The sequence below is a fragment of the Flavobacterium notoginsengisoli genome (assembly GCF_014207905.1).
In the GTDB taxonomy this organism is placed as follows: Bacteria; Bacteroidota; Bacteroidia; order Flavobacteriales; family Flavobacteriaceae; genus Flavobacterium; species Flavobacterium notoginsengisoli_A.
Genome location: NZ_JACHLB010000007.1, coordinates 89472 through 112257, shown reverse-complemented (window position 1 = coordinate 112257; position 22786 = coordinate 89472). Strand labels below are relative to the sequence as shown.

Annotated in this window: 17 protein-coding genes, 1 tRNA gene and 3 pseudogenes; 11 read left to right on the top strand and 10 right to left on the bottom strand. The window is 33.4% G+C overall.

Going from position 1 to position 22786, the window contains the following annotated elements:
- Positions 1-123: 123 nt before the first annotated feature.
- From HNP35_RS19590 to mobA (HNP35_RS23735), 4 genes and pseudogenes are all read right to left on the bottom strand, one after another.
- Complete coding sequence (locus tag HNP35_RS19590; protein ID WP_184166304.1) at positions 124-888, bottom strand: phosphatase PAP2 family protein; 765 nt, start codon at positions 886-888, stop codon at positions 124-126.
- 1053 nt (positions 889-1941) lie between these two features.
- Positions 1942-2115 (bottom strand): annotated as a pseudogene (locus tag HNP35_RS23835) (IS3 family transposase); the annotation flags it as partial.
- Positions 2116-2154: 39 nt separating this feature from the next.
- A pseudogene (locus HNP35_RS23830) lies at positions 2155-2447 on the bottom strand (relaxase/mobilization nuclease domain-containing protein); the annotation flags it as partial.
- Position 2448: 1 nt separating this feature from the next.
- Positions 2449-2834: pseudogene (gene mobA, locus HNP35_RS23735) on the bottom strand (conjugal transfer protein MobA).
- Positions 2835-3828: 994 nt separating this feature from the next.
- Here mobA (HNP35_RS23735) and HNP35_RS19580 point away from each other — a divergent pair.
- Positions 3829-4308 carry a hypothetical protein gene (locus HNP35_RS19580; RefSeq protein ID WP_184166307.1) on the top strand — a complete coding sequence of 160 codons (480 nt, stop codon included), beginning with the start codon at positions 3829-3831 and terminating at the stop codon, positions 4306-4308.
- A gap of 7 nt (positions 4309-4315) precedes the next feature.
- Here HNP35_RS19580 and HNP35_RS19575 read toward each other — a convergent pair whose 3' ends face one another.
- Positions 4316-4627, bottom strand: a complete 312-nt coding sequence (locus HNP35_RS19575; protein WP_184166310.1) for a DUF6922 domain-containing protein — start codon at positions 4625-4627, stop codon at positions 4316-4318.
- Positions 4628-4674: 47 nt separating this feature from the next.
- Positions 4675-5364, bottom strand: a complete 690-nt coding sequence (locus HNP35_RS19570) for a nucleotidyl transferase AbiEii/AbiGii toxin family protein (protein WP_184166313.1) — start codon at positions 5362-5364, stop codon at positions 4675-4677.
- 216 nt (positions 5365-5580) lie between these two features.
- On the opposite strand from HNP35_RS19570, the gene mobA (HNP35_RS19565) reads away from it, so the two are divergent.
- The 4 genes from mobA (HNP35_RS19565) (at position 5581) to HNP35_RS19550 (ending at position 9241) form a co-directional block, all read left to right on the top strand.
- Positions 5581-6012 carry a conjugal transfer protein MobA gene (mobA, locus tag HNP35_RS19565; protein WP_113666921.1) on the top strand — a complete coding sequence of 144 codons (432 nt, stop codon included), beginning with the start codon at positions 5581-5583 and terminating at the stop codon, positions 6010-6012.
- Entirely contained in the window at positions 6009-7298 is a 1290-nt protein-coding gene (gene mobB / locus HNP35_RS19560; RefSeq protein ID WP_184166316.1) for a conjugal transfer protein MobB, read from the top strand. The genes mobA (HNP35_RS19565) and mobB overlap by 4 nt, the downstream gene beginning before the upstream one ends.
- 280 nt (positions 7299-7578) lie before the next feature.
- A complete protein-coding gene (locus HNP35_RS19555; protein WP_184166319.1) occupies positions 7579-7734 on the top strand; it encodes a hypothetical protein in 156 nt (51 codons plus the stop codon).
- Positions 7718-9241, top strand: a complete 1524-nt coding sequence (locus HNP35_RS19550; protein ID WP_184166323.1) for a recombinase family protein — start codon at positions 7718-7720, stop codon at positions 9239-9241. Before HNP35_RS19555 ends, HNP35_RS19550 begins: the two co-directional genes overlap by 17 nt.
- Here HNP35_RS19550 and HNP35_RS19545 read toward each other — a convergent pair.
- Positions 9232-9306, bottom strand: a tRNA-Val gene (locus HNP35_RS19545). The two genes, HNP35_RS19550 and HNP35_RS19545, sit on opposite strands and share 10 nt — an antisense overlap.
- A gap of 262 nt (positions 9307-9568) precedes the next feature.
- Between HNP35_RS19545 and HNP35_RS19540 the strand changes: the two genes are divergently transcribed.
- On the top strand, positions 9569-11359 hold the full coding sequence (locus HNP35_RS19540) for an ABC transporter ATP-binding protein (RefSeq protein ID WP_184166335.1): 1791 nt from the start codon (positions 9569-9571) through the stop codon (positions 11357-11359).
- A 139-nt stretch (positions 11360-11498) separates the two neighbouring features.
- Here HNP35_RS19540 and HNP35_RS19535 read toward each other — a convergent pair whose 3' ends face one another.
- Entirely contained in the window at positions 11499-12668 is a 1170-nt protein-coding gene (locus HNP35_RS19535) for a proline dehydrogenase family protein (protein WP_184166337.1), read from the bottom strand.
- A 241-nt stretch (positions 12669-12909) separates the two neighbouring features.
- Here HNP35_RS19535 and aroB point away from each other — a divergent pair, with 241 nt between their 5' ends.
- The 5 genes from aroB (at position 12910) to recQ (ending at position 19444) form a co-directional block, all read left to right on the top strand.
- A complete protein-coding gene (gene aroB / locus HNP35_RS19530) occupies positions 12910-13977 on the top strand; it encodes a 3-dehydroquinate synthase (RefSeq protein WP_184166340.1) in 1068 nt (355 codons plus the stop codon).
- A 305-nt stretch (positions 13978-14282) separates the two neighbouring features.
- On the top strand, positions 14283-15686 hold the full coding sequence (locus tag HNP35_RS19525) for an arginine decarboxylase (protein ID WP_184166343.1): 1404 nt from the start codon (positions 14283-14285) through the stop codon (positions 15684-15686).
- 109 nt (positions 15687-15795) lie between these two features.
- Positions 15796-16764 (top strand): deoxyhypusine synthase family protein, encoded by a 969-nt coding sequence (locus tag HNP35_RS19520; RefSeq protein WP_057117936.1) that lies wholly within the window; start codon positions 15796-15798, stop codon positions 16762-16764.
- Between the two features lie 8 nt (positions 16765-16772).
- A complete protein-coding gene (locus tag HNP35_RS19515) occupies positions 16773-17189 on the top strand; it encodes a DNA primase (RefSeq protein WP_184166346.1) in 417 nt (138 codons plus the stop codon).
- A 137-nt stretch (positions 17190-17326) separates the two neighbouring features.
- Positions 17327-19444: a DNA helicase RecQ gene (gene recQ, locus HNP35_RS19510; protein WP_184166349.1), complete on the top strand. Its 2118-nt coding sequence runs from the start codon at positions 17327-17329 to the stop codon at positions 19442-19444.
- Between the two features lie 130 nt (positions 19445-19574).
- On the opposite strand, the gene HNP35_RS19505 is transcribed toward recQ, so the two are convergent.
- Together HNP35_RS19505 and HNP35_RS19500 are read right to left on the bottom strand one after the other, a co-directional pair.
- Positions 19575-20090, bottom strand: a complete 516-nt coding sequence (locus tag HNP35_RS19505; RefSeq protein WP_184166352.1) for a DinB family protein — start codon at positions 20088-20090, stop codon at positions 19575-19577.
- Between the two features lie 21 nt (positions 20091-20111).
- The gene (locus tag HNP35_RS19500) at positions 20112-22697 is read right to left on the bottom strand and encodes a phosphoenolpyruvate carboxylase (protein WP_184166354.1); all 2586 of its coding nucleotides are present in this window, start codon (positions 22695-22697) and stop codon (positions 20112-20114) included.
- Positions 22698-22786 lie beyond the last annotated feature (89 nt).

The window sequence follows — 22786 nt, the reverse complement described above, 5'->3', positions numbered from 1 at the left end:
AGATTGACTAAAGAAGTATTTGAATACTTTAATTTGTGTGAAATAATTATTTACGATTATCAAAAATGAACTTTAAAATTAGATTGTTGCGGTTTTAAATAATCATTTATCGCTACTTTATAATTAAAACGTTCTTAAAAAACCAATGCCCACTTGTTTTCCATTATAAAAAGGTGCAATTGAGGACATAGTATTTTTTTCTTTGGAGTTGAATATTTTCTTTTGAATAAACGGATTAATCCAATAGGCGATTTTGGTACTTAAAATCCCTATACCTGCACCTGCAACTACATCTGTTAGCCAATGCTTGTCGTTATAAATTCTAAAAGCACCCGTTGCGGCTGCAATTGCATATCCTGAAATACCATACCAAATAGAAACATCTTTATATTCTTGCCATAAAAATTCTGCACTTGCAAAAGCCGTTGCTGTATGACCGGATGGAAATGAATTGAAAGCTGAGCCATCGGGTCTTTGTATGTGAGTTATTGATTTTAAACTTAAAACTGTTGTAGACATTATTAAATAGGAAGTACCCATAATGATAGTTCTGTCTTTAAAATTATGCTTCCCTTTAATCCCAAAAGCATTTAAAGCATATACAGATGCTACAGGAGCATATTGTGAAAAATCATCGATTGTTATTTTTTTATCTATGTTTTCGTTGACTTCCTCTTTTATATTTGTGTTGAAAAATTTTAATTGATCACTTTCAATGCCAACTATTCCGTATCCAATTAATATTGAAGGTAGGATAAGTTTTTTGAGTTTGAATTGATGTGAATTGCAATTCTGAAATGTCTTTATAGTATCTTGTTGCTGTGCATTAGCAAAGTTGAACCCAATATTTAATACTACAACCACTGTGATAAATTTACGTACCTTCATTTTTTATATTGATTTTATAAATTGTATAATTGTCATTACCTATCATTTGACAAAGATTTCAAAATCAATATTTGTTAGTGCTTAATAGATTCTAAAGATTTTCTAAAGATTTACTTTTTAATGTATAAATGATTTACTGTGTATTTTAGTATTACAAAAACCAAAAGTTGTTTTTACCGAAATCGGGTAGTTTGTCTCCTTCAAATTGTGGAAATATTTGGGCTACAATTTCTGGGTATTTTATGGTTACTGTTAGGTTTTGTTGTTTTATGGATTTCCAATACATTCGGCTGAATTAATATACTTGATCTATTAACTCCTTTACTATTGGAATGTCTGTTAAATATTCTTCGTCTGTGCGGCTCAAGGTTAATTTTACCGGAAATGGATAATCTTTTGTTGTGCCAGTTTCACTGTATTTTGCATTATTGAATAGTAAGTATTTTAGCTTTGCTATAATTGTATCACTTGATGGATTAAACTCTTGACTATCAGTATCGAATTCTACATAGTCGTTTACTTCTGTTTTATTGATTGTAATTATTATTACTGGAATGTCTAATCTTAATGTTTTAATACTTTTTGAATTGGGTCTATTTCTTCTTTACGCATTGGTTTGTAGTAGTGTATTATTAATCTTTCTAAATCGTTGCCATTACCTATTAAAAATTTTAATATTTGTTTTCCAATTGCACCGGCTATTAAATCGTATTCGTGGTCACGGAAAAAATTAAAGCATTTGAATTCTCCTTTGTCATTGAAACAAAAAATACAACCTGCAAAACATGTATTGGTTTCGACTGATTTAAAAGCACCAACACCTACAATTAGTTCTTTTTTTCGTTCTCTGTCTTAACGTTACGGAATACCATCTATTTTTGTTAATAGCTCAGGTGTTATGTTTGCTAAAAACTCTACAAAACAGGCATTATTTATTCTTTCTTTATAGATTACTTGTGAAGTTATTTCGTGTTTTGGATATGCAAATGAATGCTGCACATTAAGTTAAGTTACATTCTTGTAATTAATTTGATTGTTAAATTCTTAAATGTTTTAGTAATTTAAAGCAGAATGTTTTCTTTTTCGGTTGTACCAAATTTCAATATATTCAAAGATTTCTAATTTCATTTGTTCTTAAGAAATCAGTTTGTTTCCATAAATCAATTCAGTTTTCAAAGATTTAAAGAAGCTTTCGGCTACAGCATTATCCCAGTAATTTCCTTTACGGTCAGTATCCGTGTACTTGAATACTATAAAATGTTGTTACCCATAACCCAGCTCCTGCATATATTCCTGAGCCATTAATTTGAACTTTTCATCACTTACATTATCCTTAGAATCAGGATTGAGTGAAATATGCAAAATTGTTTTTTCAGAATTGCGGTTGGCTATCAAAAAAGGTTCGAAAGATTGGGTTAATTTTGCAACAGAATACCGTCCATTGGGTGTTTCTATTATCCTATTGGTAAAAGAATTTGCCCGTTTTGTTTCCCCACTTTGAGCTGATTGTATATCAAAGCGCCGTCTAAATTGCTCCCTCTTCCGATTTTTGCTATCATTTTAGTGATATTTTTTCAAATGATTAGCTTCAAATTCTTCTGTGAGCTGAATAATTTTTTGACATAATACGCGATTTCAGCCGTTTGTTTTTCCAATTTGTAGAGATAAGCTGCCGCTTTTTTCTCCAAAAATTTGCGGTACAGCAGCTTTACGACCTGATTATAATTTACGCCAATCGAACGGAACTGGTTGTGAAAATAGGTTAACCTCATATAAAAATTCAACACAGCTTTGTCTATTTTGACCGTTTTAATCTCTCTTCCAAACAGTATGGAAAGGATAAATTTTGCTTTATTGACCATTCCAGATGCTTCAAAAAGTGATAATAATTTCACGATTTCTTCGTCCGTAAGGCGAAAAACGTGACGGTAAATACTCGGATTGATTTTGGTTGTCCGTCCCCTTTATGCTTTTTTTTACAATAGTTTTCGTTAATCGTAAATCTATTTAGAATTTTAATAAAACGCCGACTTTGGAGGCGTTTTCCAGCCCCCTGCAAGGGCAAGTGGTTTTGAGCTGCGGAAAGTATTTCAAGCAGCTCAAAACACAACTTGCTATTTTCCTGAGAAAATATTATTGGATATGGTTTTAATGGAAAGGGCTTGAGGCCCTTTTTTTTGTTTTGCGGATATTTAGGAATTGTTATGTGTTGTTATTGGTTTGAACAAAATCAGCCATGATAAGGCTATGTAGAAATAGGATAGTTTTGGCATTCCTGGTTTTAATGGGGTCAACTCTATAAATTCCAGAGAAGCTTAACTGCAGTTATCTGCCGAATTAGACAATATGCAGATACGTAACTTAAAACATAAATATTTAAATATATCTTCTCATGCCTATTGAGGTATCAATGCAATTCTGTACGGATGCACTGATTTATAGAAGTATTTAATTCCATAACTAAATGCGCTTGTATAGCTGTATGTATGTACATACGCTTTTACAGTTTTATTCTTTTACATATGTATGCTTTTACGCAAAGACATGAATACTCCCTTATGTAAATAAGTAAATAAATAGACTTTTAGATACACACATATACCCCTATCTAAAAACATAAATGTTTTTTCCAAAGAAAACCGAAAATCGGAAAAAAGAAAAAGAAAGCAATTTCAAAGGACGGGATGCAGACAGGACAAAAGGAAACGGAATAAGTCCCGAAGGGTGGTTTGTGAGGAACGAGCAAACCATTATGCCGTAGTCTTTTGGACAGACTGATCCAGCACGTCCTACCTTGTTTTTCTTTTTATTATTTCTTTAGGTAAAATATAAAGTCCAACCCGTACAAAGTCTCACATGTACTGCCAATCAAAGACTTACTGTGTCAAAAACAAGAATCTAAAAATCTAATAATTACCTTTTGTCTGAAAATAAAATATCATGAAAAAAGATAAGCATAAAGATAAAGCATCGAAAAAAAAGAAAAAACCACTATTAACTCCAAAACCTGAAGAGGAAAAAAAGAGGAAAATTAAAAAAAAGGATAATGGAAAGAAAATTCCATTTATGCAGGTAGACAGGGGTGGAAACATTTTAAGCAATTTCTTCTCTAATTTTCTCAAACAGTTTAAAAACCCAACAAAAACAGGGCTAAGCAGACTATTAGATAAGCTATTGGTTATTAAAATTACGGAAAGTGAAAAGAAGCCAGTACAGAAGCCTGAAAAACCTTTGGATATAATGGGGTCTTTAAAAACGGTTTTTCGTTATGTAAACAATGATAGCAGGAACAATTTAACTCCAAGCGAAAAAGAATCATTGAGACAGCGTACAAACCAGCCACTTAATATTGGCGTTAAGACGGAACAAAGCAAAGATGAGGAATTAAATAAACCAAGAAAAACCCGTTTAGGGATTTAGGTATTCACTAAATCCAGTGATAGGGTTTGTCTTTACGGTTGAGATAGCAATACATCTCTTCCTTTTTGAGTTCGGGAAAGAATTTAAGAGCATTCTCAATGGCATAGTTGGGAAGAAAGAAAATCTCGTCACGGATAGAAATAATTACTTTTTCATGACCATAAAAACGGACGATTTCGTCAATTTGATCCTGACCTCCACGCTCAACAATACGGGCAATTACCATTTTATATCCTCCATCCCAATCAATACTGTCGAATCTAAAATCCCAGAAGAATTTAGGGTGAAGATTAGGTATATGTTTGGTTAATGGCTTCATTGTTTTTTTAATTGGTGTAGTATCAAATATAAGTATTTTTTGCTTAATTACCTGCGAAATCCTCTCTTTTTGTTGGGATTAATCGGTAAATCCTGGCTTTCTGATTTAAATTTATACAAAGGATTTTTTACTGCCAGTTCCAGCCGTTTTTGGATAATTTTCCAGTTTTGCTCTTTTTCTTTCAGCATATCTATACCTTCAAAGGTACTAATCTTGTCATATGTATTCAGACCTATGGAAGCCCAGTAGGGATCCTTATCGTATTTTCTCTGATAGGCTTGTAGGTAGAACTTTAATGGTTCTCGTTCAAGCATAAAGTACATGTCAACAAAATCCTTGTACCTGTCTCCGCTCTGATGAATCGCATGGAGTTTCATTGCTCCAATATCTTCATTGGAAATCATGCGGACTCCTTCAGCTGTTTCCACGGAATTCAGAAGAGGGTAATTGTGTGTAACAATATCGACTTTTATATCATCGATGTAGGTAAGAACAGTGTTCGGGAAGAACTGGCTTTCCTTTTCATTTACATCGTAAGTGTCATGCAGATATTTGAGCATCATCTGCGAATTAAAAGTTTTTTTTGTAAAAAGATCTAGATCCACTGATAAGCGATGTCCCAGTCGTAAGGCTAACGCCGTACCGCCGACCAATATATAGTCTTTCAATTTTTCATCTTTCATAAGCCTTTGGAGAAGTTCCCACATCTCCTTGCTAACTGTTTCTTTGTAGAGCATAATTTCACGTTTCTCATGAAATTAATCCCGAAAGCGAGGCACTCTTAGAAAGGGTCCTGTCGTGGCTTTGTTTGACGGAAGTTGTCCTTAAGGCGAAAATCAACATGCGGAAATAGTAAGCCAAATGCTTCCATATTCTCCAATATCCAGAGGTCATTACTAATGATAAAGTATATTGGTTTTTAAATTGTTTAAACGAAACCAGTAATAACGGTAATGGAAAGCAACGGCAAAACCACCCCGCATAAAGGAGGCAGGCATCCTAAGAAAGATCCAGCCGTTCACCGCTATTCTATAAGCCTTAGTGCTGAGGAAAATGCACGATTCCTTTCTCTCTACGAAGCTTCACGCATGGATGTAATGGCCCATTTTATTACGGCATGTATTTTCCAAAAAGCAATTACGAACGTAACGGTTGACAAGGCAACCATGGATTACTATATGCGCCTGACTACCCTATTCGGACAGTTCAGGGCTGTAGGAACCAATTATAACCAAGTGGTAAAAATACTGTACCGCAATTTTTCCGAAAAGAAAGCCGCAGCCTATCTCTATAAATTGGAAAAACAGACAGCAGAAATGGCGGTATTGTGCCAAAAAATCATTCTACTAACTGAAGATTTTGAAGCAAAACACCTGAAAAAATGATAGCTAAGATAGGAAGAGGAAACAATCTGTATGGCGCATTGGCATACAATCAGCAGAAAGTGGAAAAGGAAAATGGGCAGGTTTTGTATACCAATAAGATAATTGAAACTCCTGATGGCATTTACGCCACTAGTCAACTGTTGCGTTCATTTGAACCGTACCTGCTGGCCAATCGAAAGACTGAAAAACCAATATTACATATCTCTCTCAATCCTGATCCGAAGGATAAAGTAAGTGATGAACAATTTGAAAAGCTGGCGCAAAAGTATATGCAGAAAATGGGTTACGCTGAACAGCCTTTTGTGGTATTCAAACATACTGATCTTGAGCGTACCCATATTCATATCGTATCAGTTTGTGTGGATGAAAATGGCAGGAAAATATCTGATAAATTTGAAAAAAGGCGTTCGATGGATGTCTGTCGCGAATTGGAAAAACAATACTGCCTGATATCGGCTATCGAGAAAAAGCAAAATCCACAAAATCAAATATTCAAACCCGTTGATTATAAGGCTGGTGACATAAAGAGCCAGATGGCTTCGGTAATCCGTCATTTACCAAAGAACTATAAATTTGAGGGTTTCGGCGCCTACAATGCCCTGCTTTCCCTTTTCAATATTACAGCCGAAGAAATCAAGGGCGAATTTGATGGAATCCCAAAACAAGGACTGGTATATTTTGCATTAAATGAAAAGGGAGAAAAAGCAAGCAATCCTTTTAAAGCTTCGTTGTTCGGTAAACAGGCAGGATATGTTCACCTTCAACAACGCTATGCCCAGTCCAAAGAGTTGTTGAAAAATGAGCCATCCAAAGCTTTGCTTAAGACAACCATTGAGATGTGCTTGCAGACGGCATCGGAGGAAAAAGAATTCAAAAAACGGTTGTTGGAACGAGGTATTAATACCGTTGTAAGAAGAAATACCGAAGGCAGAGTTTATGGAATAACCTTTGTTGACCATAGTTCGAAATCCGTGTGGAATGGTTCGCAATTAGGCAAAAACCTTTCTGCTAACGTTTTCAATGACTGGTGGAATAATGGCAATAAAATGGAGCAGCCTGTACAGGGAAATGGTGCTCCAAAGAACAATGCGACTATAAATGAAGATGTCAAACAATCACACAATCTGTTTGGCTTTTTGGTTAAGGAAGATCTGTCCAATAGCCACGAAGAAAACAGACTTATTGAAGTCTTTGGAGCGTTATTATCTAATGCAAAAGGAGATGACTATGATGAAGGATTATTTGCCAACCAAATGAAAAAGAAAGCCAGACGCAAAAAAAGATAGTGCATACTATCAATTTTAATCGCCAGCCTTTTTGTTGATTCACGACAAAGGAGTGATTCATCAAATTGGCTGTACAAACTCTTTTTAAAAACAAAGACTGTCCCGACTATAAATAGGGATTGTCTTTGTTTTTTTTATAACTGTTCCTAATATTGCTCTGAGACTAATGCAGCCAAAGAGTTCCTCGGTGAGACTGTATTTACTCTTAAGCCATCTATGGTATTAAATTCATTGGCTCATTAAAAAATATTGTTTTACCAAAAGACAAAGGAGGCACAAAATGAAGCATGAAGATATCAAACAGACTGATATAGATGAACATATCTCAAAAAATTATGAAGATATAGAACGGGAAAAAGAACAAAAATTCGTAGATTTAATGATTGAAATTATTGTATCATTAACATTGAAAGAATTATATGAAGAGGGCGATTAGATATTTAAGATTTAGTCAGTTAGGTCAAAGTAATGGCTCGATTGAAAGACAGGAATTGTATACCGATCAATACCTGCAATATAATAATATACAGTTGGTAGATTCCTTTATCGACAGGGGTAAAAGTGCCAAGACTTTTGACCGTCCAGATTTTATAAAATTACAGGCATTCATTGCTAAGCATTATAAATCGGTAGACTACCTTCTTGTAGACCAGCTTGACCGCTTTAGCAGGGATGCTGGTGAAGCTATGAGTTTGGTCAAACAATTCCAAAAAAAATACAGTATTCAGATTATCAGCGTGACCGAAGGGATCGTTTTTGATTATGATACACCGGGAAGCTTTTTCCGAGCAGGCTTACAATTGTTGCTAGCTGAAGAAGACAATATCAACAGGAGTATCAAAGTACGTGGGGGATTATATACCGCCCGTGCAAAAGAAGGTCGTTTCCTGACGAGGGAAAAACCTTTCGGCTACAGCAAGGTCGGAGAAGGAAAACAGCGCCACCTTGAAGTAAATGAGATAGAAGCTAAAATTGTCAAAACAATTTATGATATGTATCTGCGTGATGTGCCGTTATATAAAATCAAGGAAATAGCTTATCAATCAGGTTTTGACAGGAAAGGCAACATGGCTATTGATCGTGTGCTTGCAAATCCTGTTTATGCAGGGCTTGTAAGGGTTGAGCCGTTCAAAGATCTGCCGGGAGGTCTTTTTCCAGCCATTCATGAGCCAATAGTTGATAAGACAACATGGACAATGGTACAGTCCAAAATGAAGAAAGTTGATAAAGTAAAGGTAGTTATCGATGATGAAATACCGCTACGGGGCGTTGTAAAATGCCATTGTGGAACTCCGCTTACTGGTGCGCCTTCTCGTGGTAAATCTGGAAAATACTTCTACTATTATAAATGCAAGCATTCAAAGCATAACAACATTAGTGCTGTCAAAGCACATGAGCAATTCTTGAACGTCTGCGATCTCATGAGCGTTCCTGAAAGACAGATTAAAGAGATAAGAGATGGCAGTTACGCCTCAATTGAACAGGAAGTAAAGGCAAACAAGAAAAAAGTAGCAGACAAAAAACATGAGCTGGAGGAAGTACAGCGGCTATTAAATGCAGTAGAAGAAAAATGGTTTAGGGACGAGATAAACAAGGATACCTACGAAAGATGGTATTCAACCTACAGTGACCATATATTGACCATTACAGCAGCAATAGAAAGACTTAGCCCAAATCAAGGGAAGGCCTTCGAGATTTTAGACCGTAATCTGGATTTATTGGGTGATATCAGACATGTCTACACAAAGTCAGATACTTTGCAAAAGCGTGAGTTTGTAAAGATGGTGTTCAATGATAACTTATACTACCAAGAGGGTATATATCGAACACCTACAATTTTAGATATATTTTCTCATAATGCCAGTAAAATGGAGGAAAAGGGATGTCTTATATACAAAAAAAAGAGGGAAAACCTTTCGGTAATCCCTCACAGTGGGCGATGAGGGGTTCGAACCCCCGACCCCCTCGGTGTAAACGAGGTGCTCTGAACCAGCTGAGCTAATCGCCCTATTTTACTAGGTTGCTTTCTTTGTGATTGCGGGTGCAAAAATACGGTTAGATTTTATATTTGCAAGTCTTTTTTTGAAAAAAGTTAAAAATAATTTCAATTTATTATTTATAAATCTATTTTTCAGCAATTTAAAAAAACAGAAAAAGTTGCATTTTCTTAATTTTAGTTAAATATGATGGACTCAAAAGCTATTTCGTAATAATCCTTTTGTAATAATTTGCTATAATCATACCTTTGCATACCTTAATTGTATATTCAAATGGCAAGATTTCAAGAAAATGATTTACCGAAAGCTAAATTAAACTCTAACTCCCTTCAAAAAGCACTTCGAATTTTTAAATATGCTAAAAACCACAAATGGAAATTCTTCCTAGGTTTAATTTTTCTATTTTTAACAAGCGCCACTGCCCTAGCCTTTCCTAAATTAATGGGAATGCTGGTTGATTGTGTTACCAATAAAGATCTTTCAAAAGCAAACGAAATTGCACTTGGATTAATGGGAATCCTGGTTCTTCAGGCTGTTTTCTCTTTTTTTAGAATTTCGTTGTTTGTAAACTTCACAGAAAATTCTCTTTCTAATATTCGCTTTGCGTTATATGAAAACTTAATCAAATTGCCGATGTCGTTTTATTCTCAAAAACGAGTTGGTGAATTAAATAGCCGAATAAGCGCAGATATTTCACAATTGCAAGATACTTTCTCAACTACAATTGCTGAGTTTTTAAGGCAGTTTATTTTAATTATTGGTGGATTTATCATTTTAGGAAGTATAAGCCCTAAATTAACTTTAATGATGCTTGCCATTGTGCCAGTTGTCGCAGTTGCTGCCGTTATTTTTGGAAGATTCATTCGTAAATACGGAAAAAAAACACAAGATAAAGTAGCCGAAAGTCAAGTTATTATTGAAGAAACATTACAAGGAATTAGCAATGTAAAAGCTTTTGCTAACGAATGGTACGAAATTCAACGTTACAAAAACAAAATTAGAGAAATTGTAAAAATTGCTATTAAAGGCGGACAATACAGAGGTTATTTTGCTTCATTTATTATTTTATGCCTTTTTGGATGTGTAGTTGCCGTAGTTTGGTACGGAATTACCCTAACAATTAAAGGAGAAGTTGAAGGTGTGGGAGATTTAATTTCGTTTGTGCTTTATACAACTTTTATTGGTGCTTCTTTTGGAGGAATTGCCGAAATGTACGCACAAATTCAAAAGGCAGTTGGCGCAACAGAACGTGTTTTTGAATTATTAGAAGAAACCCCAGAAGAAATCAATGCTGATGTAAAAACTACATCAATAGAGAAAATAAAAGGAAATGTAGCGTTTAAAAATGTTGCATTTAGTTATCCTTCAAGAAAAGAGGTTCAGGTATTAAAAGACGTAAATTTTAATGCAGAATTTGGACAAAAAATTGCAATCGTCGGTCCAAGTGGGGCTGGAAAATCTACTATTTCATCTTTGTTATTGCGTTTTTACGACATTACTTCTGGAGAAATCTTAGTTGACGGAAAAAATATCCATGACTATGATTTGGAAAATCTTCGTGGTAATATGAGTATTGTTCCACAAGATGTTATTTTGTTTGGAGGAACTATTAGAGAAAACATAGCATACGGTAAACCCAATGCATCGGAAGAGGAAATTATTGCGGCAGCAAAACAAGCAAATGCCTATAATTTTGTTGACGGATTTCCAGAAAAATTTGAAACTTTAGTTGGAGAACGAGGTGTAAAACTTTCTGGAGGACAACGTCAACGTATTGCTATTGCAAGAGCTTTGCTTAAAAATCCAAGTATTTTAATTTTAGATGAGGCAACATCATCTTTAGATAGCGAAAGCGAAAAATTGGTTCAAGAAGCTCTAGAAGTTTTAATGGAAGGAAGAACAAGTATTATAATTGCACACAGACTTTCTACCATTAGAAATGCAGATAAAATTTTAGTTTTAGATAATGGAAAAATTTCAGAACAAGGAACACATCAGGAATTAATAAATTTAGAAAATGGTATTTATAAGAATTTAAGCAATTTACAGTTTAGCAATTCTTAAAGAATTTCATTTTTAAAATCTTACGTATGCTAAAACTGGACTTCACAGTTTTAGCATAACGCAAATCAATAAAAAAGCTCCAATTAAAATTGGAGCTTTTTTTATCTGTAAACTGTAAACCGAGACTGAAAACTAAAAATTATTTCCCTTTTCTACGTTTACGTTCTGCTTTAATCATAGATAATTCGCGACTTGTTTGTCCAGCAACTGAAGTATTTTCTTCAGCGCGACGAATCAAGTAAGGCATAACATCTTTAACAGGACCAAATGGCAAATATTTAGCATCGTTGTAACCGTTTTCGGCTAAGTTATAACTAATATTATCACTCATTCCATACAATTGACCAAACCAAATTCTTGGATCGTTTTTGGCAATTCCTTTCTGAGCCATCATTTCCATTAACTTGTAAGAGCTTAATTCGTTGTGAGTTCCAGCAAAAATGGCCATTTTATCGATATGCTCTAACATATATTGCACAGCATTATCGTAATTAACGTCTGTAGCTTCTTTAGAAACACAAATAGGAGAAACATAACCTTTTTCTTCGGCTCTTTTGTTTTCTTTTTCCATATATGCACCACGAACCAATTTCATTCCAATATAAAAGCCTTCTATTTTAGCAATTTCGTGAAGTTTTTTAAGGTAATCTAAACGATCCCAACGATACATTTGTAAAGTATTAAAAACGATAGCTTTTTCTTTATTGTACTTTCTCATCATATCGGTAACTAAATCGTCGGCAGCATCTTGCATCCAACTTTCTTCACCATCAATTAATAAAGCTACATCTTTTTTATGTGCTTCACCGCAAACTTTGTCAAAACGAGCTACTACTCTATCCCATTCTGCTTGTTCTGCGGGAGTTAAAGTTTGTTTTTCTCCAAGTTTTTCATACAATTCAAAACGACCTAAGCCTGTTGGTTTAAAAACAGCAAACGGAATAGCTAAACGTTCTTTGGCAAAGTCGATAGTTCTAAGAGTCATTTCTAAAGCTGCATCAAACTGCTCTTCTTCTTCTTTTCCTTCAACAGAATAATCCAAAACTGAAGAAACTCCTTTTGTAAACATTTTATCTACTACAGTAAGGCAATCATTTTCGTTTACACCACCGCAAAAGTGGTCAAAAACAGTTGCACGAATTAGTCCTTCTACTGGTAAATGAGCTTTAATTGCAAAATTAGTTACAGCTGTTCCAATTCTTACTAATGGTTCACTGTCAATCATTTTGAAAAGAAAATAAGCTCGGTCAAGTTCTGTATCACTTTTTAGAGAAAATGCAACTTGCGTATTGTCGAATATCTTTTCCATTAAATTTATTTTTTATGCAAATATAGAGAGTGTTTTGAATATTATTCACTAAATGATGTCATATTTTTTAATATCTCTAATACAATAAACAAATAAGTTACTTTATAAAGTAAATGTTTACTATAATGCATTTTACAGACTTAAAATCAGAAACTAGGATTTTAAACAAATTAGGACAGAAGTTTGAAGTTTATTTAGTTTAAAATGCCTTATTTTTGCGCTTTCAATTAACTAAAGAATTATGCAGTCTATTCAAGCCAATAATTACCTTGTACATTTTAACCAAAATGCTTACGAAGCTTTAAATAAACATTTAAGAGAAAATAAATATTCTAACATATTTATAATTGTTGATGATCAAACAAATGAATATTGCCTTCCTAAATTCATCCCTCATTTAGAAACTGATTTAGCAATTGAAATCATTGAATTTGAAGCTGGTGAAGCAAATAAAAACATTGAAACTTGCATCGAAATCTGGAATATCTTAACAGAACTTGGTGCAGATAGAAAATCACTTGTTATCAATGTGGGTGGAGGCGTTGTGACTGATTTAGGAGGTTTTGTAGCTTCTACATTTAAAAGAGGAGTTAACTTTATAAATGTTCCTACTACTCTATTATCTATGGTTGACGCTTCTGTGGGAGGGAAAACAGGAGTTGATTTAGGAAATCTTAAAAACCAGATTGGTGTAATTAATGTACCTCAAATGGTATTAATTGATACTGAATATTTAGAAACTCTGCCGCAGAGCGAAATGCGTTCTGGTTTGGCAGAAATGCTAAAACATGGTCTTATTTATGATGCGCCATACTGGAGACAATTTTCTGATTTAAAATCAATTGTTTTTGATGAATTGGATCAGCTAATTTATCGCTCTGTTGAAATTAAAAATGAAATCGTTATTCAGGATCCAACTGAGAAAAATATCCGTAAAGCTTTGAATTTCGGACATACTTTAGGACATGCTATTGAAGGATATTTTCTAGAAAGTACAGAAAAAACGACTTTACTTCATGGTGAAGCTATTGCGGCAGGAATGATTTTAGAAAGTTACATTTCTTTACAGAAAAGTTTAATTTCTCCAGAAGAGTACAGAGAAATCAAAACCATCATTAAGGGCATTTATGAGGATATTATTTTTGAAGAAAATGATATCGATCCGATCTTAGAATTACTAATTCACGACAAAAAAAATGAATATGGTTTAATTCAATTTGCATTGATTGAAGGAATCGGAAAAATAAAAATTAACCAATCCGTTGAAAATAAATTAATTCTAGACGCGTTTCAAGATTATAAATCTTAAACTTTTTTTAATCGAAAGCGTTGCATTTGGTATATTTTATTTTTTACATTTGCCCCATGAAAACAAACAATCAGCGAAGACAATTTAGCTCGTATAGAAACCGCCTTAGCAGTTCTTTATTAAGAATGCTGAATCGTTTTTACAATAGTAAAAGTCCTTTCTGTTTTGATGTTTTCCAATGTTCAAAAGCCGAGCACGAAAAACTGCCGATTATATTTGCCAATATTAGAGTTTGAATTTAAGATTTAGTTCAAAAAAACACTAAATTTAAAATACAATTACAATCTCTAAAAGTTGACAAATAAATGAATACAAAATATTCGGATCTAATAAACCAAACATACTACTTTCCACAAGAGGAATTTAAACTAAACAAAGACAACCTATTATTTCATAATATCGATTTAATGAAATTGGTTGAACAATACGGTACGCCATTAAAGTTTACTTATCTACCTCAGATTTCTGAAAATATCAACAAGGCAAAAGCCTGGTTCAGAAAATCAATGGAAAAAAACAAATACGACGCAAAATACTATTATTGCTATTGTACTAAAAGCTCTCATTTTGAATATATTATGAATGAAGCTTTCAAGAATAATATTCACATTGAAACATCATCTGCTTTTGATGTTAATATTGTAGAAAACTTACTTGAAAACGGTAAAATCAATAAAAGTACTTATGTTATTTGCAACGGTTTCAAAAGAGATGAGTACATTACTAATATTGCTAGATTAATCAATAGCGGACATAAAAACACCATTCCGATTATTGATAATTATGAAGAATTAGATTTGCTTCAAGCAGAAATTAAAGGAAAATTCAAAATTGGAATCCGTATTGCTGCTGAGGAAGAACCTAAATTTGAGTTCTATACTTCAAGATTAGGAATTGGTTACAAAAACATTGTTTCTTTCTATAAAAAACAAATTCAGGAAAATGATAAATTAGAGCTTAAAATGCTTCACTTTTTCATTAATACCGGAATAAACGATACATCATATTACTGGAATGAGCTTGTAAAATGTATTAAAGTATACATTGCCCTTAAAAAAGAATGTCCTACTCTAGATGGCTTGAACATTGGTGGAGGTTTTCCAATTAAGAACTCGCTTGCTTTCGAATATGATTACCAATATATGATTGATGAAATTATCAATCAGATTAAAATTGCCTGTGATGAAGCTGAAGTTGATGTTCCAAATATTTTTACGGAATTTGGATCATTTACTGTAGGTGAAAGCGGTGGTGCAATCTATCAGATTTTGTATCAAAAACAACAAAATGATAGAGAAAAATGGAATATGATTGACTCTTCTTTCATTACCACTTTACCAGATACTTGGGCGATAAACAAACGTTTTATTATGCTCGCGGTTAACCGTTGGAATGATACTTACGAGCGGGTTCTGTTGGGAGGTTTGACTTGCGATAGTGACGATTATTACAATTCGGAGCAAAACATGAACGCCATTTATTTGCCAAAATACAACAAAGAAAAACCTTTATATATTGGTTTCTTTAATACTGGCGCTTATCAGGAAACAATTGGAGGATACGGAGGTTTACACCACTGTTTAATCCCACAACCAAAACATATCTTAATTGATAGAGACGAAAACGGAATTCTGGCTACTGAGGTTTTCTCAGAACAACAGACTTCAGAAGACGTTTTGAAGATATTAGGATATAAAAAAAAGTTGTAAAAAAAAACGGCAAATTAAGTAATGTATATCTTTAGAAAATTCTTAATTTGCATTAACATCCAAAAAGGTTAAACTTTTTAATTCAAAAAAAAAAACAAAAACAAAAGAAATGAAAGGACCAATCAGTCAGTTTATTGAAAAACATTATTTGCATTTCAACTCTGCTTCATTAGTAGACGCTGCAAAAGCTTATGAGCAGCAATTAGCCGATGGTGCAAAGATGCTTGTGAGTATGGCTGGCGCAATGAGTACAGCTGAAATTGGTAAAATTTTTGCCGAAGTAATTAGACAAGACAAAGTACATATTATCTCATGTACAGGTGCAAATCTAGAAGAAGATATCATGAATTTAGTAGCTCATTCTCACTATGAAAGAGTTCCAAACTACCGTGATTTAACTCCAGAAGACGAGTGGGCTTTATTAGAAAGAGGATTAAATCGTGTTACTGACACTTGTATCCCTGAACATGAAGCATTCCGTCGTTTACAAAAACATATTTACAAAATTTGGAAAGATGCTGATGATAAAGGAGAACGTTATTTTCCGCACGAATTTATGTATAAAATGCTATTGTCTGGTGTTTTAGAAGAATACTACGAAATTGATTTAAAAGATAGCTGGATGTATGCAGCTGCAGAGAAAAATTTACCAATTATTGTTCCTGGATGGGAAGATAGTACAATGGGAAATATCTTTGCTTCATACGTAATTAAAGGAGATTTAAAAGCTTCTACAATGAAGTCAGGAATTGAATACATGACTTTCCTAGCAGATTGGTATTCTAAAAACAGTTCTAACGGAATTGGATTCTTCCAAATCGGTGGTGGAATTGCCGGTGACTTCCCTATTTGTGTAGTACCAATGCTATACCAAGATATGGAAATGCACGATGTACCATTTTGGAGCTATTTCTGCCAGATTTCAGATTCAACAACTAGTTATGGTTCTTACTCTGGAGCAGTTCCAAATGAAAAAATCACTTGGGGTAAATTAGACATCAAAACCCCTAAATTTATTATTGAGTCGGATGCTACGATAGTTGCTCCGTTAATTTTTGCATATTTATTAGATTTATAAAATAATTTATGAAAAGAGTTATAGTAGACTACGCTAAACTTACCAATGAAATTTTGAACCTTTTGGTTGAAAAATTTCCTGATGGTTATGATGATTCGGATGTAATCCGTTTTAGAAACGCTAAAAACGAATTGGTTGAAGCTGTTGAAGTTCGTACTGAAGATACTATTTACTTAGTAAAAATTAGTACTAAACTTGCTGACAGAATTGAAAACTACGATGAAGATGATGATTTAGATGTTGATGTAGATGCAATTGCACCAGTTAAAGGTATGGATCTTGATGATGATATAAGTGATGATGACGATGATGATGACAATCAAGACAAACCAGATTCTGACGGGGGTGATGATGATGACGATGATGATGATGACGACAAAGCAGATACTGATTATGATGAAGACGAAGAAGATGATGAAGATTAATTCATTTTCTTTATAAAATAAAAGGAACTCAACTCGGGTTCCTTTTTTTTATAGCAAAAAAATCATACTAACATAAAATTTTTATATTTATAAGATTATTCTTGTTTTTAAATTTGAAATATAAAAATTATACGCCAATGACTTCAGAAATTTTACACGCTACATTAAAAGAAAATTTTGGTTTTGAGAAATTCAGACCAAATCAAGAAACTATAATTAATACAATCCTCTCAGGGCAAGACACATTGGCGATTATGCCAACAGGTGGAGGGAAATCTATATGCTTTCAGCTTCCGGCTTTGATACTTCCTGGAATCACTATTGTAATTTCACCTCTAATTGCTTTGATGAAAGATCAAGTAGACAGCTTAAAAACGAATGGAATTTCAGCCTGCTTTATTAATAGTTCACAATCATCTCAAGAACAGCAATATTATATTGACAATTTAAAATCGAACACATTTAAATTGGTTTATGTTGCACCAGAAAGTCTTTCTTATCTAGATATGGCTTTTAACGAACTGAATGTTAGCTTAATAGCAATTGATGAAGCACATTGTATTTCTTCTTGGGGACACGACTTTAGACCTGCTTATACTAATTTAGGATATTTAAAAAACCGCTTCCCCTCTACTCCCGTACTGGCTTTGACAGCAACCGCTGATAAAGCGACTCGTACTGATATTATAAAACAATTGAATTTAAAAAAGTCAAAAACTTTTATAGCATCTTTTGATAGAAAAAATTTGAGTTTAGAAGTTCGGCCGGCTTTAGATCGTGTAAAGCAAATAGTTGATTTTATCGAAAACAAGCCAAATGAATCTGGAATTATTTATTGCTTAAGTCGTAAAACCACTGAGGAACTTGCTGAAAAACTAAAGAAAAGCGGCATTACAGCAAAAGCTTATCATGCTGGTTTAGACAACGAAACTCGTGCTAAAACCCAAGATCAATTTATAAATGACGATTGCCAAGTTGTTTGTGCAACTATCGCTTTCGGTATGGGAATTGACAAATCTAATGTTCGTTGGGTAATCCATTATAACCTTCCAAAGAATATAGAAGGCTATTATCAAGAAATTGGGCGAGCTGGTCGTGATGGTTTGCCGGCAGAAACGGTTCTTTTTGAAAGTTATGCAGATGTAATTCAACTTCAGAAATTCGCTTCAGAAGGACTAAATGCAGATATTCAGTTGGCAAAATTAGATCGTATGAAGCAATATGCGGATGCAGTTAGCTGTCGTAGAAAAATTCTGCTTTCTTATTTTGGTGAATTGGTTACTGAGAATTGCGGAAACTGCGATATTTGTAAAAATCCTCCAACTTTTTTCGATGGAACGATTCTCGCGCAAAAAGCATTATCTGCTATAACACGTTTAAAAGAATCTGAACCCTTAGCCGTAATTGTTGATTTTTTGAGAGGCTCGAGAAACGCATATATCTATGAAAAAAATTATCAAGAGCTAAAAACGTACGGAATTGGAGCCGATGTTTCTTGGTATGACTGGAATCAATATCTAATTCAGTTAATAAATTTAGGTTACTGCGAAATCGCATTTCATCAGCATAATAAAATACTATTAACGCCTTTTGCAAAAAAAGTTCTATTTGAGGGCGAGAAAGTAAAGCTAACAACAGTAGTTAAAAAGGTAATTGATAAAAATGAAATTAAAATAGCCAAAACAAAAACTGCTAAAAACTCACTTTTTGAAACACTTCGAAAATTACGCTACGAAATTGCTCAAGAAGAAGAGGTTCCTGCTTATGTGATTTTTAGTGATGCGTCACTAAGACAAATGGAAGTTTTAAGACCAATGAGTGATGATGAATTTCTTGCTGTTGAAGGTGTTGGAAAGGCAAAGCTCGAAAAATACGGAACTGAATTTATTAATGCTATAATTGAGTTTGAAAGAAATAAATCAGTAGTTAAAAAGGAAAAAAAAGACAACACTTATAAAAAAACTCTAGAATTATTTCAGAATGGATTTTCTGTTGAAGAAATTGCTGGACAACGAAATTTAGGAGAAACTACTATTATTTCTCATTTAGCCAAATTGTATGTTGATGGAAATGATATAGATTTAAGTCAGTTTGTGTCGGAGGAGGAAATTTTGAAAATTGAAAAAGCTCAAATAGAACTTGAAAACCCGAACGCATTAAGACCTTATTTTGAATATTTTGAAGAAAAAATGTCTTACGACAAGATACGATTTGGATTGGCTTTTTTAGAGAGAAAGAATCAAACTACTAAATAAAATCTTCATTTTTTTTGTCCTTTCGACGAAGGAGAAGATTAGAGGAATGCACGAGCTATCTTTATTAAAACAACAAAACCCGACAAGTTTTTAAAACTTGTCGGGTTTGCTTTATTTTAAAATTGAAGTTCTATAAATATCTCTCTTCAAAAACTTTCTGATGATGTTTTTGATGTCCAATTATAATAAAACCTAAAGCTCGAACAGAAATTTGATTACCAGAAGCAGTTCCTATTCTTTTAAGCTGTTCATCAGATAAACTCTTATAGAACAGTAAGTTTGAATGTCTTACAGCAGAAAGTTCAGTTAGTAAATCCTGAAGATGTCTTGAACTAGCATCTGTATTATCAGCATAATCTTGCTCTTCAAAACTAGGCAAAGGTGTTTTGTCGTTTCTTGAAAAACGTAAAGCTCTGTAAGCAAAAATACGCTCGGTATCAATTACATGCTGAATAATTTCTTTGATAGTCCATTTTCCTTCCGCGTAACGGTAATCAAACTTATCCATCGGTATATCCTGAACAAATCGAATGAATTGATGAAGAGAAATTTCTAACTCTTCAATTAATTTTCCATCACCTGCTTGTTTTAAATAAGTTCCAAAATGACCTGAATATTCATTTTCTGATATCTCGCTAACGTACATATTATAAAATTTGATTTTTTATTAAGCCGAATTTCTACTTGCATTAGTGTTTCCAAAAAGAGATCTCGTTACGATTTTTTCGTAAACTTTAATCAAATCTTCGTTTGGAGTTTCTGCTTTGTTTAATTCATTAATTCTAAGTAAAGCATACTGTTGAATTGTCAATAATGGCAATACAATACGCTCTCTAATCTGAATTGAAGCAATACCGTCAGGATAGTTTTCCATCAAAGTTTTGTGACCTGCAATTTTCAAAAGAAGTCTTTTTGTTTCTAAAAATTCAGTATGAATAATATTCCAGAATTCTCCAAATTCAGGATCTTTACTCATGTAAGCTGTTAAGGGCAAGAATGATTTTGCCAATGACATCATACTATTCTCTAATAAAGTTTTGAAAAATAAAGAGTTGTGATACAAATCACTTACTTTATCCCATTGACCGCTTTCTTCAAAATGTTTTAAAGCAGAACCTACACCAAAGAATCCTGGTACATTTTGTTTTAATTGACTCCATGAACCTACGAACGGAATCGCTCTTAAGTCAGCAAAATCAAGAGATTCTGATTTGCTTCTTTTAGATGGACGACTTCCAATGTTTGTTTTTGAGTAATATTTCAGGGTACTCATTTTTTCCAAATATGGAATAAACTTAGGATGATTTTTAAAACTTAAATACTTCTCATATCCTAAATTCGCTAAATCAGTTAATATTTGAGTTTCATCTGCTGTTAACTCGTTTTTTTCTTTACCAAAAACCTGATTGGTAACTCCGGCAGTCAATAAATTTTCAATATTATAGCGACAAGAATCTAAAGTTCCGAAATTAGAACTAATTGTCTGTCCCTGAACTGTTATCTGAATTTCTTTATTTTCAATTTTTGGTCCTAAAGAAGCATAGAATTTATGTGTTTTTCCACCACCACGTGCAGGAGGTCCACCACGTCCGTCAAAGAAAATCGCTTTAATTCCATATTTTCTGGAGATTTCAGTCAACGAAATTTTTGCCTGATAAATACTCCAGTTCGCCATTAAATAACCACCATCTTTTGTTCCGTCTGAGAAACCAAGCATAATCGTCTGCTCATTTCCTCTCGATTTCAAATGTTTAGCGTACTCCAGATTAGTATACAACTGTTCCATAATAGAATGCGCATTTTGTAAATCATCAACAGATTCGAAAAGCGGGATAACATCTACAGAAGGATTTTCCCAATTATTCAAACGAATCATCGCAAAAGTTTCCATTACATTCAAAGCGCTTTCGTTATTACTAATAATATAACGATTCGCCCCTTCTTCTCCATTATTTTTCTGAATGGTTTTAATTGCCTGAACAGATTCTAAAGTAGATCTGGTAATTTCATCTTCGAAATCAGCAGGATTTAAATCTCCTTTCACTTTAGACAAAACATCAATTTTTTGATCTTCTGTCAATTCATAATAATTTGTAGGGAAAATTGTTGAACCAGAGTTCAAATAATAATCCACAACATCTTTAAATACCTTATTGTGAATTTTGCTGTTTTGACGAATATCTAGAGTTGCAAAATGGAATCCAAATAAATTGATTTTTACTAATAAAGCCTCTAATTCATCTAAATATAAAGACTGATGTTTTTCGATTATAATGGCTCTAATAGTATTCAACTGCGTCAATAATTCTTCTAAAGTGATAAAAATATCACCTTTTGAATAGAATACAGAACGGTAAAGTTTATGTTCAAGATCGGCCACCAAATTATCTACACCTGAGAAAGTTAACTTACGTTTTAGATTTCTCATTTCAACATAATAACATTTTAAAATTGAAGTTCTTAGACGATCTGCAACTTTAAGTGTAATTTCTGTAGTTACGAATGGATTTCCGTCACGATCACCTCCTGGCCAGAAACCAAGTTTAATTAATTGGTTTTCAATCGGAGTTCCTTCTTTAATATTTTTTTGAAGATAATGTACAATTTCTCCAGCCGTAGCATAAAATACATTTTCCAAATACCAGATCAAACTTACCGCTTCATCATAAGGATTTGGTTTTTCATGCTGAATAAAAGGAGTTTTACCCAGCTGAGCTAGCAATTGTTTAATTTGCAATAAATCGTTTTGACGAATTGCTTCAGTTAAATCGTTAATAATTCCTAACACAGGGCCAGGATAAAATTGTGTTGGGTGCGCTGTTAAAACCGTACGAACGTTGAAGTTTTCTAAAAACTCAACTAATTCATCGTCTTTTTCCTTAGCGTCTGACTTTTCTTTAATGTCACGCAAAGAACCACGCCCTTCCATATTGTTTACTTCTGGAAATGCCGCATCTTCAATCGCATCAAACAATACAATTTGTCTTTCGATGTATTGAATAAATCGAAACATTAAATCAACTTTTTCTGTTTCAGATGCGTTGTTTAAAAATTTATTAGAAAAGAAATCAAAAATTTCTTTTGGAGTTTCTTGTTTTTTAAAGCCCGTTTCGCAAGTTTCTGTAAATAAAGGAAGTAAAACTCCCGTATTATCTATAGAATCAAAAGGTAATGTTATAAAAACACTATTATAAATGTGGTATTTTGAGAGAACATCTTGATTAAAACGTTCAATTTTTGGCAACGTATACATAATCGTGTTATAGTTGGTTGGTTAATTAGTCATAAAAAAACCCCAAGAATAAACTTGAGGTATATTTTAATATAGCATTCAAGAAAAGT